Origin of the sequence: Falsiroseomonas sp., assembly GCF_051859025.1 — a bacterium.
Classification (GTDB): domain Bacteria; phylum Pseudomonadota; class Alphaproteobacteria; order Acetobacterales; family Acetobacteraceae; genus Falsiroseomonas.
Genome location: NZ_JBHYGL010000037.1, coordinates 273,830 through 286,184 on the forward strand (window position 1 = coordinate 273,830; position 12,355 = coordinate 286,184).

A 12,355-nucleotide genomic window follows, 5' to 3' on the forward strand; every position below is an offset into this window, starting at 1 on the left:
GCGACATACCTATTCGAGGAAGGATCGACCCATGACGAGGAAGCTGGAGGGCCGCGTGGCCCTGGTGACGGGTTCGACCTCCGGTATCGGCCTCGCCATCGCGCTGGCCTATGCGGCGGAGGGTGCGAAGGTGATGCTGAACGGCTTCGGCAAGCCGGAAGCGATCGCGGAGGCCCGCGCGAAGGTCGGCGCCGCCATGGGTATCGCGGAAGCGCCCTACTCCGCGGCGGACATGTCGAAGCCCGCCGAGATCCGCGCCATGGTCGCGGAATGCCAGACGACGCTCGGTTCGCTCGACATCCTGGTGAACAACGCCGGCATCCAGCATGTCTCGCCGGTCGAGGATTTCCCGGACGACCAGTTCGACCGCATCATCGCCATCAACTTCACCTCCAACTTCCACGCCATCAAGGCGGCGCTGCCGGGGATGAAGGCGCGCGGCTTCGGCCGCATCATCAATGTCGCCAGCGCGCACGGCCTGGTCGCGAGCCCCTTCAAGACCGCCTATGTCTCCGCCAAGCATGCCGTGGTGGGTCTGACGAAGTCGGTAGCGCTGGAAGTCGCGCGCACCCCCGTCACCTGCAACGCCATCTGCCCCGGCTTCGTGCGCACGCCGCTGGCGGAGGCGCAGGTCGCGCCGCTCGCAGCCAAGCACAATGTCAGCGAGGAGAAGGCGCTGACCGACTTCCTGCTGGAACGCCAGCCCAACAAGCGCTGGGTGGAGGTGGAGGAGATCGCCGAGGGCGCGCTCTACCTCGCAGGCCCCAACAGCGGCTCCATCAACGGCATGTCCCTCAGCATCGACGGCGGCTGGGTGGCGCAGTGATCCTGCCGGATGGTGCTGGCGGCCCGTGCCACTTCGCGCGGGCCGAGCGCCCGAATGGGCGCCGCGCCCAGACTGACCGTGCGGCCGGGACGCGGCCGTGCAGGGCGCGAAGGCAAGGGCGCGGATGCGCCCGCCCGCCGTTTGAGGGCATCAAGAAATGATCGAAGGCGAATTCAGGAAGGAGGCGGCCGATACCCTGGCCGTCCCCGGCGCCACCCAGGCGCCCAGGCCCAATATCCGCCCGCAGCGCGCCACCCGCCGCATCAATCTGGCGCTGCAAGGCGGCGGCACGCACGGCGCCTTCACCTGGGGCGTGCTGGAACGGCTGCTGGAGGATGAGCGGCTGGAATTCGAGGCCGTCTCCGGCACCTCCGCCGGCGCGGTCAATGCCGTGGTCTTCGTGCAGGGCCTCTGCGAGGGTGGCCGCGAAGGCGCCATCGCGGCACTCGATCGCTTCTGGCGCGGCGCCGCGGCGCGCATGGCCGTCAGCCCGTTGCAGAACACGCCGCTGGAGAAGGCGATCTGGGGCCACGACCTCACCTGGTCCTTCGCCTACCAGGCCTTCGAGACGCTGACCCGCGTCCTGTCCCCCTACCAGATGAATCCCACCCCCTACGACTTCAACCCGCTGCGCCAGGTGCTGGAGGAAGCGGTGGACCCGACCGTGCTCTGCCACGGCAACGGGCCGAAGCTCTTCATCTCCGCCACCTCCGTCCGCACCGGCAAGCCGCGGGTGTTTTCGAAGGAGGAGGTGACGGTCGACACCATCCTCGCCTCCGCCTGCCTGCCGCAATTCTTCAAGGCGGTGGAGATCGATGGCGAGCCCTTCTGGGATGGCGGCTACCTCGGCAACCCCGCGCTCTGGCCGCTGTACGAACAGGGCGGCCCGCCCGACATCCTGCTTGTGCAGTTGAACCCCATCGTGCGGGACGAATTGCCGACGCGCCCGACCGAGATCGTGAACCGCCTGAACGAGATCAGCTTCAACGCATCGCTGATGGCGGAAATGCGCGCCATCGATTTCGTCCAGCGCCTGCTGGATGCCGGCCGGCTTGAACAGCCGCGCTACCGGCGCCTGTTCATCCACTGCATCGAGGATGAGCCGCGCATGCGGGAGTTTCGCCTGTCCACCAAGCTGAACGGGGATTGGGAGTTTCTCTCGACCCTGAAGCGCTACGGGCGGGAAGCGGCGGACCTCTGGCTCGCCACGCATTTCGACAAGCTGGGCCGCGAGAGCAGCGTCGATATCCGGGAGCGGTTCCTGTAGCGGCGGGTGCAGCGCCTTCGCTACGATGGCGCATCATGAATGTCGATCGACTCCTATCCACGCCGCAGCGCCGTTCATGGGCAGCCACACTGGCGCTTGGCGTTGTCCTGCTGCTGACACAGGCATGCGCGGAGCGTGCCCCACCTTCGCCGCCCACAGCTTGCCACTGCCATCCGAACGCCGCGCTTGATCTGGTGCGAAGGGCACCGGCGATCTTCGAGGGGCGCATTCTCGAATCCCGCTTGGCCGACGCTCCGCAGTACACCATCGAAGTCATCGTCGAGCCGACCGACATCTGGAAGGGTGCGGTGCCTGACCGCGCCGTGCTTCGCACCGCCGGCTGTCTCGCATTCCTCTTCCCCCCTGCGGTCGGGGAAAGCATCCTTGCCATGCCCTCCAACACCGATGATCACGGCATCTTCTGGCTCACGGGATGCGCTGCGGGCGGAAATGCCCGCGCCTTCGATTCGCTGAGGGGTCCTGCATCCGAACGGCGACGGCTCGATGCCGCGGTCCAGGCGGCACCGGGCAGCCTCGCGCCGGCATTCGAGCGTGCTCGCTTCCGGGAGAATTGGGACCCTGAAGGGGCAGCCACAGCCTACGCTGCGCTGGCGCGCGCCCATCCCGAGTGGAGGGAAGCTCATCTCGGCCTTGCGCGCTCGCTTCTCTATGCCTCGCGTCCTGCGGAAGCGCTGACCGCGCTCCAACATGCTGCCGTGCTCACCCCGCATGACGCGGAACTGGAGGGCTGGGCGCTTCAGGCCCGGTACCGCATGGGTGACGGTGAAGCATTCACTAGGCTGCGCCAGTTCCAGGGCATCAGTGCCACCAGCCTCGACCTTACCGGCCGCGACCTGGATGGCGCCAACTTCATCGACGCGGCGATCATAAGGTTGGACGCGGGACAGGCCAATCTCCAGCGCGCCACGTTCCGTAACGCCTATGTTGGCGATGCGATCTTCCAGGAATCCGATCTCCGCCATGCGGACCTGAGCACGTTGGCTGCCAGGTTCATCTTCCTGACAGGAGCGAGGCTGGACGGCGCGACGTTGGATCGCGTGACCTTCGCGCGTGCGCAGTTCTCCGGCGCCAGCCTCCGCGACGCCCGTGCGACGGATGCCCAGTTGACGTACGCCGATTTCACGCGCGCCAACCTGACGGGGATACAGCTCAACGGTTCCATGCTGCAGGCGTCCCGCTTCGTGGACGCGGATTTGCGCCGTGCTGATCTGCGTGGCGCGAATCTTCACGGGGCTGATCTTCGCGGGGCCGATCTGCGCGGCGCCAACCTCAGTGGTGCTGATCTGACCGCTGCCCGTTACGATTGCCGTACTCGCCTGCCCAGCGGCGTCGATCCCACGGGCCAGGCGATGATCATGGCGCCGGGCGCCTGCCCGCCGCGCTGACCGCGCCATCGGCAACGCCTATCGCCGCCATAGCCCGCGCCACACCCCTTCCATTCCTTGCAGTCCCTGCCTGCAACGAAGGCAACGCCTATCGCCCCCACAGGCGCTTCGGATTGGCCCCGCGACGCCCGCCCAGGCTTCATCTCCGCATCGAGAAACGATGCGGAGAGGAGCTTCGGCGATGGACAGAACCGCCCCCCAATCCTGGGCCTGCGAGCCCGAGGAACCGCCCCCCTTCAGCCGCTGGCGCGTCGGTCCCATCCACACCCGGCTGCGCGCCCGCGATCCCGTCCGCATCTGGCACCCCGGCGATGGCGATCTCCGCCTGACGGAGGCCGATGGGGTGGAGACGCTGCAACTCGACGATACCGGCTGGACGCTGGCGCAGATCCTCGAGGCCATCGTCACGGAGGCGCGCAGCGCGAAGCCCGAGGCGAGCATCGGCGCCGTCGATGTCCAGCGCGTCTGCGGCCGCCTGACCATAGGGCGGGAGACGATCCGCTTCCGCGGCATCCTCCGCATCGTCGTCGGCGGCTGGTCGCTCTACAGGCGGTGAACTACGGCGTCAGCACCACCTTGATGCAGCCATCCTTCTTGTCGCGGAAGGTCTCATAGGCCGCGGGGCCTTCCTCCAGCGGCAGGCGGTGCGTGATGACGAAGCTCGGATCGATCTCGCCCTTGTCGATGCGGTCCAGCAGAGGCTGGAGGAAGCGCTGCGCATGGGTCTGGCCCATGCGCATCGTCAGCCCCTTGCCGAAGGCCGCGCCCATCGGGAATTTGTCGGGGAAGCCGATATAGACGCCGGGGACGGAAACGGTGCCGCCCTTGCGGCAGCAATTGATGGCCTGGCGCAGCGCATGGATGCGGTCCGTCGTCAGCCCCACCGCCGCCTTCGCCTTGTCCAGCATCGCATCCATGGAACCGAGGCCATGGGTCTCCGCCCCCACCGCATCGATGCACACATCGGGGCCGCGCCCCTTCGTCATGGTCTGGAGCTGGTCGTAGACATCCTGGCTGGTGAAATCGATCACTTCCGCCTTGCCGTGCATCCCCGCCATCTCCAGCCGCTCCGCCACGCGGTCGATCGCGATGACGCGCCCGGCGCCCAGCAGCCAGGCGGAGAGGATGGCCATCTGCCCCACCGGCCCGCAGCCCCAGACGGCGACCGTATCGCCGGGCTGGATGTTGCCCTGCTCCGCCGCCTGCCAGCCTGTCGGCAGGATGTCCGACAGGAACAGCACCTTGTCGTCCGGCTGGTCGCTGCGGACTATCACGGGGCCGACATCGGCATGCGGCACCCGCAGATACTGCGCCTGCCCGCCGGGATAGCCGCCATACAGATGCGAGTACCCGAACAACCCTGCCCCTGCCTGGCCCTGCAATTCCGCCAGCGCCGCGGCATCGGGGTTGGTGGTGTCGCAGCAGGAGAACAGCGACTTCTCGCAGAAGAAGCAGGACCCGCAGGCAATGACGAAGGGCACCACCACGCGGTCCCCCTTCTTCAGCCGGGTCACGTCAGGGCCCACTTCCTCGACGATGCCCATGGGTTCGTGGCCCATGATGTCGCCCGACTTCATCATCGGCACGTAGCCATCATACAGATGCAGGTCGCTGCCGCAGATCGCGGTCGCGGTGATGCGGATGATGGCGTCGCCGGGCTGTTCGATGCGCGGGTCCGGCACCGTATCCACCCTCATGTCGCCCTTGCCGTGCCAGCAGATCGCGCGCATCGCCGCCTCCCTTGTTGCCAGGGGGCCAACGGGGCGTGACAGCGCCGGTTGCAGGCCGTTACGCCAGCAACAGCCTCGCGGCGCGGCCGGGTGCGACGATGACGATGGCGTGCTGCCGGAAGCGCCGGGCGATGACGCGAAGCCGCGCGGGCTGCCCTTCCACCAGCAGGTGATGCTCCGCCCAGGCGCGGCCCCGTCCCCAGCCCTCCCCGATGACGCGCCCGCGTACCAATTGGCGCAGCCGGTCCTGCATCCGGTCGTTCCAGCCGAAGGGCATGGCGCGGCTGCAGGGGTTCCAGGCCGTGATGAACGCCGCCGGGCGCTTTAGCAGCGCGTCCACCGCTGGCGACCGGCGGCCGATCCGCGCCACCGCGCCCTCTGCCTCATAGGCGGTCGCGCGGAACGCGCGCAGAAGCCCGGGCGTCATGCGAGGTGCAGCAGCAGCCCCTTCAGATACGCGCTCTCCGGCAGCGCGGGATGCACCGGGTGGTCCGGCCCCGCCCCGACAGTGGCGAGAATCCGCGCCTCTCGCCGCGCCTTGTGCACCCCCCAGGTCACGGCCTCCGCGAAATCGGGCGGTGCCACGTGGTGGGAGCAGGAGGCGATGAACAGGATGCCGTCCGGCGCGACCAGCGACGCGGCCAGCCGCGCCAGCTTGGCATAGCCGCGCAGTGCCGCCGGCTGGTCCTTGCGCGTCTTGGCGAAGGCCGGCGGGTCCGCCACCACCACCTCAAAGCGCCGGCCGCCGGCGGCCATGCGTTCCAGCTCATCCAGCGCCTCCGCCTTCACGGCCGTCACGCGGCCGCCGAAGCCGGCCAGCCGCGCGCCCTGCATGGCCAGGTCCAGCGCATGCTCGCTACGGTCCAGCAGCGTGACCTCCTTCGCCCCCGCCGCTGCCGCCGCCAGGCCGAAGCCGCCGGTGTGGCAGAAGGCGTCCAGCATCGTCCTGCCGGCGCAGAAGCGGGCCACCATGGCGCGGTTCGTGCGCTGGTCGAAGAACCAGCCGGTCTTCTGCCCGCCCAGCAAATCCACCGGGAAGCGCAGCCCCGATTCCTCCACCGTGGCGGTGCCGTCGCTGCCATGCAGCAGCGTCACCGCCTCCTCCATCCCTTCCAGCTTGCGCACCGCGCTGTCGTTCCGCGCCACCACCAGGCGCGGGTCGAACAGGTCGCGCAGCGCGGCCAGGATATGCGGCGTCGCCGCCTCCATCCCCGCGGTATTCGCCTGCATCGCCACCGCATCGCCGTAGCGGTCGATGATGAGGCCCGGCAGGCCATCGGCCTCCGCATGCACCAGGCGATAGAAGGGCGCGTCGAACATCCGGTCCCGCAGGCTCAGGCAGGCGCCGATGCGCGCCTTGTACCAGGCGGCATCGCAGGCGGCGTCCGGGTTGCCATCCAGCCGGCGCGCGGCGATCAGGCTGTGCGGGTTGAAGTGCCAGGCGCCATGCTTCTGCCCGTCATCACCCTCCAGCCGCACCACGATGCCGGGCGGCAGGGCGCGCAGCGCCGGGGACATGGCGATCTCGTTGGAGAAGGCCCAGGGGTGCCCCGCCTTCACACGGCGGTCGCCACCGGGGGCCAGGCGGAGAAGAGGACGGTCTGTCATGGCCCGCCTAATGCCTTGCCTAGCCCCGCACCGCCAGCACCACGCCCGACACGGTCAGCGACAGCGCCAGCACCTCCCGCAGCCCCAGCGGCTCCCCCAGGATGAAGGCGGCGCTCACCACCCCCACCACCGGCGTCAGCAGCGTCCCCGCCGCGGCGGCGGAGGCCGGCAGCCGCCGCAGCGCCCCGAACCAGGCGAGGTAACACAGCCCGAGCGGCCCGACCCCGCCATACAGGATCAGCAACCACCCCTGCGTCGTCACGGCGGGGAAATCGGGATGCTCCACCAGCAGCGCGCCCAGCAGCAGCGGCAGCGTCCCCAGCCCCATCTGCCAGATGACGGAAGACGCCGGCGGCAGCCCGAGCGGCCAGCGCTTGGTCACGACGGTCCCCAGCGAGAACAGGATCGCCCCGGTCAGCGCGAAGCCGACGCCCGGCAGCTTGCCCATCCCCGCTTCCACCCCCTGCGCCAGCACCAGCACCGCCAGCCCCGCCAGCCCGACGCCGAGTGCCACCAGCCGCCTGGCCGTCAGCCTCTCCCCCAGCACCAGCCAGGCGAAGATCGAGGCCCAGACGGGCATGGTGTAGCAGACGATCGTCGCCTCCCCCGCCGTCAGCCAGACGAGGGAGAAGGAGGCCAGCCCCATCCAGGCCGTGACGTTCAGCAGCGACGCCCCGATCAGCCGCGGCCAAAGCCCCCGCGGCACGGCCAGCGATTCGCCGCGCCATCGGGCGATCGCCGCCAGCAGCGCGATGCCGACCAGCGCGCAGACCACGCGCATGGAGAAGGGCGGCACCTCCACCAGCAGCAGCTTCATCGCCGGCCAGTTGAAGCCCCAGCCCGTGACCGTCGCCAGCAGCAGCAGCAGCCCCGTGGGGTTGGGGCGGGCGGGGGTTACTGTCATGCCCTCACTCGAAACGACTGACCTGCGGCCGCCGCTAGCGGCCGAGGCCGCGAACGCGGCCCGCCGCCAGTGCGGCGAAGCCTAGCGGCCGGAGGCCGCGCCCGGCGATTGAGGGGCTGCATACGAATTCCAACGGTCGATGAAATCGAGCGTTGGAATCAGTCGAGGAAGTCCGGCTCTTCGCGGGACAGGATGCGCTTGACGCTCTCCAGTTGCAGCCGCGCGCTCTCCCGGTCCCCTTCCCGCATCTGCGCGGCGGTCTTGGCGGCGATGTCGGGGCGCACCTGCTTCAGCGGCCGGCCGGTGGACAAGGCGAGGCGCTGCGCCTCCGCCGCGCGTTCGAGGTAATACAGGTCGTCCCACGCCTCTGCGATGGTCGGGCCGACCACCATCACGCCGTGGTTCTTCATGAAGACGATGTCGGCATCCCCGATGGAGGCCGCGATCCGGTCGCCCTCATCGGTGTCGAGTGCCAGGCCGTTGTAATCCTCATCCACCACCGTCCGGCCGAGGAACTTCAGCGCGGACTGCCCGGCAAACAGCAGGGGCGGGCCCTCCGTCATCGCCAGCGCGGTCGCGTTCGGCATGTGGGTGTGGAAGGCCGCCTTGGCGCGGGGGATGTTCTTGTGGATGCGGGCATGGATGAAGAAGGCCGTCGCCTCCGGCACGCCATCGCCGGCGATCACATTGCCCTCATAGTCGCAGATCAGCAGGCGGGATGCGGTGACTTCGCTGAACGCCCAGCCATAGGGGTTCACCAGGAACAAATCATCCCGGCCGGGAACGACGAAGGAGAAGTGGTTGCAGATGCCCTCATGCAGGCCAAGGCGGGCCGCCATGCGGAAACAGGCGGCCAGATCAACGCGCGCCTGCCTTACCGCATCGGCATCCAGCGCCGTATTCCGCAGCACGACAGGCGCCGCTGCGCCGCCAAGGGCATGGGCCATGGGGGGTTCCTCCGCGTTCTGCTGCCATCAATCGCAAGCCGGCACCGATCCGGCAAGGAGGACAAAGCCATGACCACCCCGATCAGCGCCTTTCCCGTCCCCGACATCGCCACCCTGCCGGACGACATAAGCGCCCGCATCCTGGCGGTGCAGGAGAAATCCGGTTTCGTCCCCAACATCTTCCTGGCCCTCGCCTGGCGGCCTGACGAGTTCCGCGCCTTCATGGCCTATCACGACGCCCTGATGAACAAGCGGGAGGGGCTGACCGGCGCGGAGCGGGAGATGATCGTCGTCGCCATCTCCGCCGCCAACCAGTGCCAGTATTGCGTGGTGGCGCATGGCGCCATCCTGCGCGTGCGCGCGAAGGACCCCGCCATCAGCGAGCTGGTCGGCGCGAATTGGCGCAAGGCCCCCCTTACCCCCCGCGGCCGCGCCATCCTGGCCTTCGCCACAAAGGTGGCGGCGGAAGCGCATCTGGTGACGGAAGCCGACCGCGCGGCGCTGCGCGATGCCGGGCTGACACAGGAGGAAAGCTGGGACGTCGCCGCCATCGCCGCCTTCTTCTCCATGTCCAACCGCCTGGCCAACGCCATCGACCTGAAGCCCAATGCGGAGTTCCAGAAGATCGGCCGAGGCTGACGGCGTGGGCGCGGAGCGCCCCCCAGGCCGGGGCTTGGGCGCGGGGCGTCCCCCAGGATAGATACGCCCCGACCAGGCAGGGACCGACAGCATGACCGGCAGCAACCAGCGCATCGACGGCCAGCGCCTGTGGGACAGCCTGATGGCCATGGCGCGCCACGGCGCCACGCCCAGGGGCGGCGTCCGCCGCCTGACGCTGACCGCCATCGACCAGGCCGCGCGCGAAGATTTCCGCGCGCAATGCGAAAGCCTCGGCCTGACCGTGCGCGTGGACGCCATCGGCAACATGTTCGCCCGGCGGGAAGGCCGCGACCCTACCCGCCTGCCGGTCCTCCTCGGCTCGCACCTCGATAGCCAGCCGTCGGGCGGGAAATTCGACGGCGCGCTCGGCGTCATGGCGGGGATGGAGGTGATGCGCACGCTGCATGACCTCGGCATCACCACGGAAGCACCGCTGGAACTGGTGAACTGGACGGATGAAGAAGGCAGCCGCTTCGGCCTCAGCCTGATGGGCAGCGGCACCTGGGCGGGGGTCTACCCGATCGATCGCAGCTACGCGCTGCGGGACATCGATGGCGTGACGGTCGAGAGCGCGCTGCGCGAGATCGGCTACCAGGGCCCCGAACCCGCCGCCCCCTTTCCCGCCGACAGCTATTTCGAACTCCACATCGAACAGGGCCCGATCCTGGAGAAGGAGGGCGCCAAGATCGGCATCGTCACCGGCGCGCAGGCACAGGTCTGGTGGGATGCCCGCATCACCGGCCAGGACAGCCACGCCGGCACCACGCCCCCCTATGCGCGCCGCGACGCCCTGGTGGCCGCGGCGCAGGTCATCACCCTGGTGGACCGCCTCATGCGCGACCTGGGCGATAAAGGGCGGGGCGATAAAGGGCGGGGCGATGACGGCCGCGGTACCGTCGGCTTCCTGAAGGTCGAGCCCAACAGCCGCAACGTCATCCCGGGCGAGGTCTCCTTCAGCATCGAATTCCGCCACCCCGACAGCGCCGCCATCGCGGTGCTGGCGCGGGACTTCCCCGCCATGGCGCGTGACGCGGTGGCCCCCACCGGCTGCACCCTCGAACTCACGCCCGTGCTGCACTACGACGCCCAGCCCTTCGATGCGGAATGCGTGGCCCTGGTGGAGGCCGCGACGAAGCGCCTCGGCTACCCCGCGCGCCGCGTCGTGTCCGGCGCCGGCCACGATGCCGTCTATGTCGCCCGCCGCATGCCCGCCGCCATGATCTTCACCCCCTGCAAGGACGGGCTTTCCCACAACGAGGCCGAGAGCATCGAGCCGGAGGAAGCGGAAGCCGGCTGCCAGGTGCTGTTCGAAGCCGTGGTCGCCCGCGCCAACCGGAGCCTGGTCTGATGGCCGGCAAAGGCGCTGACAAAGGTGGGGGCAAAGGCGGGCGCCGGCGGGGAACCCCGCCGCCTCCCCCGCGCTCCCCGGGGAAGCCCGCCACGGCGGCGCGCCCTGCCGCAACCGTGAAGGGGGAAAACCCTTCCGTGAGTGGCACGGCCGCGCCGCCGATGGCTTCTTCCGTCCCAGGCAGCAGCGAGCGACGCACCCCCATGAACCCGACGCTGAACCCGATGCTCTGGCCGCGCCCGGCGCAGATCGCATCCGGCCTCCTCCTCCTCCTCGCCTTGGTGGGCTGGGTCGTCGCCATCAGCCGCGGCGGCGACATCCGCGACGCCAATGCCCGCGCCCGCGTCCAGCAGGAACAGCGCACCAGCATCGAGGCGACGCTGGCCGAGGAACGCCGCGCCAATGGCGACATGGCCGCCATCCGCGCCCGCGCCCAGCAGGCGGAAGCGGCCCGCGCGCAGGCGGAAGCCGCCCGCACCCAGGCCGAGGCCGCCCGGGCCGAGGCCGAGACCCGCACCACCGCGCTGCGCACGGACCTCGAGGCCCGGACGCGAGAGGCCGAGGCCGCGACCGCGCGGGCCACCGAACTCGCCGCCGGCATCGGCCAGTCCGAAACCCGCCTGGCGGAACTCACCCAGGCCATCCAGGCGGCGGAGCAGGAGATCGCCCGCCGCACCGAGGCCGCCCGCGCCGCGGAAGCGGATCAGACCCGCCTGTCCGCCAGCCGCGACAGCACGGCGGAGGCGCTGCGCAGCCTGGAAGCCAGCCTTGCCCAGGCCTCCGCCGGGGTGCAGTCGGCTGAATCGCGCCTCGCCAGCCTGACGGCCGAGACCGGCCGGGCGCAGGAAGCCCTGACCACCCGCGAAGCCGCCGTCGCCAGCACGGAACAGCGCCTGCGCGGCCTGAATGACGAGGTCGCGCTGCGGGAGGGCGATCTCAGCACCCGCCGCGCCGCCCTGGCCGAGGTTCAGGCGCGGCTCGACCAGGCGACGCGGGGCGCCGAACAGGCCGCCAGCCGCCTGGCCGCCACCCAGGCCGAGATCGCCCGCGCCACGGCATCGGCCGGGGAGGCGCAGACCCGCCTCTCCACGCTGCGCGCCGAAACGCAGCAGGCCGAGCAGCAGCGCGACGAACGCCGCCAGGCCGCGGAGCGTGCCCAGGCGGAAATCGCCCGCCTGACCGCCGCGCGGGACGAAGCCGCCCGCGCCGCCCAGCAGGCGGAAACCCGCCAGGCCGAGCAGGCGGAGCGCGCCACCGCCGCCGATGCCGCGCTGGAGGAACGCCGCCGCCGCGCGGCGGAGGCCGAGCAGCGAGTCGCCGCCCTGGCGACCCAGGCCCGCCAGGCCGAGGCCATTCTGACGGAGCGCCGCACCGCGATCGAGCAGGCGACGCAGCGCGCCGCCACCCTGGCCGACCAGGCCCGCCAGGCGGAAGCCGCTGCCGCCCGCCAGCGCGGCGTGCAGCAGGAGGCCGAGCAGCGAATCCGCGCCGCGGAGGCGACCCTCGCCCGCCTGCAGCAATCCATCGCGGAAGCGGAGCGGCGGCTGCGGGAGACCGAGCAGCGCGCCACCGATGCGGCGCGCACCCCGGCGCCAGCGCAGAACTGACATTTACTCCCTCCCCCGCACTGGCGGGGGAGGGTCGGGGTGGGGGACGCCG

12 protein-coding genes are annotated in these 12,355 nt (G+C 70.3%); 7 read left to right on the forward strand and 5 right to left on the reverse strand.

Annotation, left to right across the window (positions count from 1 at the left end):
- The first annotated feature begins 31 nt into the window (after positions 1-31).
- The 4 genes from ACTIE5_RS24330 (at position 32) to ACTIE5_RS24345 (ending at position 4,055) form a co-directional block, all read left to right on the forward strand.
- Positions 32-826 (forward strand): 3-hydroxybutyrate dehydrogenase, encoded by a 795-nt coding sequence (locus tag ACTIE5_RS24330; protein ID WP_439552316.1) that lies wholly within the window; start codon positions 32-34, stop codon positions 824-826.
- Between the two features lie 157 nt (positions 827-983).
- Positions 984-2,093, forward strand: a complete 1,110-nt coding sequence (locus ACTIE5_RS24335) for a patatin-like phospholipase family protein (RefSeq protein WP_439552317.1) — start codon at positions 984-986, stop codon at positions 2,091-2,093.
- Positions 2,094-2,128: 35 nt separating this feature from the next.
- Positions 2,129-3,499: a pentapeptide repeat-containing protein gene (locus ACTIE5_RS24340; RefSeq protein WP_439552318.1), complete on the forward strand. Its 1,371-nt coding sequence runs from the start codon at positions 2,129-2,131 to the stop codon at positions 3,497-3,499.
- 181 nt (positions 3,500-3,680) lie between these two features.
- Positions 3,681-4,055, forward strand: a complete 375-nt coding sequence (locus ACTIE5_RS24345) for a hypothetical protein (RefSeq protein ID WP_439552319.1) — start codon at positions 3,681-3,683, stop codon at positions 4,053-4,055.
- A gap of 1 nt (position 4,056) precedes the next feature.
- On the opposite strand, the gene ACTIE5_RS24350 is transcribed toward ACTIE5_RS24345, so the two are convergent.
- From ACTIE5_RS24350 to ACTIE5_RS24370, 5 genes are all read right to left on the reverse strand, one after another.
- The gene (locus tag ACTIE5_RS24350) at positions 4,057-5,229 is read right to left on the reverse strand and encodes a zinc-dependent alcohol dehydrogenase (RefSeq protein ID WP_439552320.1); all 1,173 of its coding nucleotides are present in this window, start codon (positions 5,227-5,229) and stop codon (positions 4,057-4,059) included.
- A 58-nt stretch (positions 5,230-5,287) separates the two neighbouring features.
- Positions 5,288-5,656 (reverse strand): DUF3293 domain-containing protein, encoded by a 369-nt coding sequence (locus ACTIE5_RS24355; RefSeq protein ID WP_439552321.1) that lies wholly within the window; start codon positions 5,654-5,656, stop codon positions 5,288-5,290.
- The gene (locus ACTIE5_RS24360; protein WP_439552322.1) at positions 5,653-6,837 is read right to left on the reverse strand and encodes a class I SAM-dependent rRNA methyltransferase; all 1,185 of its coding nucleotides are present in this window, start codon (positions 6,835-6,837) and stop codon (positions 5,653-5,655) included. Before ACTIE5_RS24360 ends, ACTIE5_RS24355 begins: the two co-directional genes overlap by 4 nt.
- A 19-nt stretch (positions 6,838-6,856) precedes the next feature.
- Entirely contained in the window at positions 6,857-7,741 is an 885-nt protein-coding gene (locus ACTIE5_RS24365; RefSeq protein ID WP_439552323.1) for a DMT family transporter, read from the reverse strand.
- A gap of 158 nt (positions 7,742-7,899) precedes the next feature.
- Positions 7,900-8,688: an aldolase gene (locus ACTIE5_RS24370; protein WP_439552324.1), complete on the reverse strand. Its 789-nt coding sequence runs from the start codon at positions 8,686-8,688 to the stop codon at positions 7,900-7,902.
- Positions 8,689-8,757: 69 nt separating this feature from the next.
- Here ACTIE5_RS24370 and ACTIE5_RS24375 point away from each other — a divergent pair, with 69 nt between their 5' ends.
- From ACTIE5_RS24375 to ACTIE5_RS24385, 3 genes are all read left to right on the forward strand, one after another.
- On the forward strand, positions 8,758-9,327 hold the full coding sequence (locus ACTIE5_RS24375) for a peroxidase-related enzyme (protein WP_439552325.1): 570 nt from the start codon (positions 8,758-8,760) through the stop codon (positions 9,325-9,327).
- Positions 9,328-9,418: 91 nt separating this feature from the next.
- Entirely contained in the window at positions 9,419-10,696 is a 1,278-nt protein-coding gene (locus ACTIE5_RS24380; protein ID WP_439552326.1) for a Zn-dependent hydrolase, read from the forward strand.
- A 137-nt stretch (positions 10,697-10,833) separates the two neighbouring features.
- Positions 10,834-12,303, forward strand: a complete 1,470-nt coding sequence (locus ACTIE5_RS24385) for a hypothetical protein (protein ID WP_439552327.1) — start codon at positions 10,834-10,836, stop codon at positions 12,301-12,303.
- Positions 12,304-12,355 lie beyond the last annotated feature (52 nt).

Bases quoted from the DNA above. Each gene is read 5' to 3' on its own strand.
- ACTIE5_RS24380 (WP_439552326.1), top strand. From the start codon at position 9,419: ATGACCGGCAGCAACCAGCGCATCGACGGCCAGCGCCTGTGGGACAGC.
- ACTIE5_RS24365 (WP_439552323.1), bottom strand. From the start codon at position 7,741: ATGACAGTAACCCCCGCCCGCCCCAACCCCACGGGGCTGCTGCTGCTG.
- ACTIE5_RS24345 (WP_439552319.1), top strand. From the start codon at position 3,681: ATGGACAGAACCGCCCCCCAATCCTGGGCCTGCGAGCCCGAGGAACCG.
- ACTIE5_RS24355 (WP_439552321.1), bottom strand. From the start codon at position 5,656: ATGACGCCCGGGCTTCTGCGCGCGTTCCGCGCGACCGCCTATGAGGCA.
- ACTIE5_RS24370 (WP_439552324.1), bottom strand. From the start codon at position 8,688: ATGGCCCATGCCCTTGGCGGCGCAGCGGCGCCTGTCGTGCTGCGGAAT.
- ACTIE5_RS24375 (WP_439552325.1), top strand. From the start codon at position 8,758: ATGACCACCCCGATCAGCGCCTTTCCCGTCCCCGACATCGCCACCCTG.
- ACTIE5_RS24360 (WP_439552322.1), bottom strand. From the start codon at position 6,837: ATGACAGACCGTCCTCTTCTCCGCCTGGCCCCCGGTGGCGACCGCCGT.
- ACTIE5_RS24340 (WP_439552318.1), top strand. From the start codon at position 2,129: ATGAATGTCGATCGACTCCTATCCACGCCGCAGCGCCGTTCATGGGCA.
- ACTIE5_RS24335 (WP_439552317.1), top strand. From the start codon at position 984: ATGATCGAAGGCGAATTCAGGAAGGAGGCGGCCGATACCCTGGCCGTC.
- ACTIE5_RS24350 (WP_439552320.1), bottom strand. From the start codon at position 5,229: ATGCGCGCGATCTGCTGGCACGGCAAGGGCGACATGAGGGTGGATACG.
- ACTIE5_RS24330 (WP_439552316.1), top strand. From the start codon at position 32: ATGACGAGGAAGCTGGAGGGCCGCGTGGCCCTGGTGACGGGTTCGACC.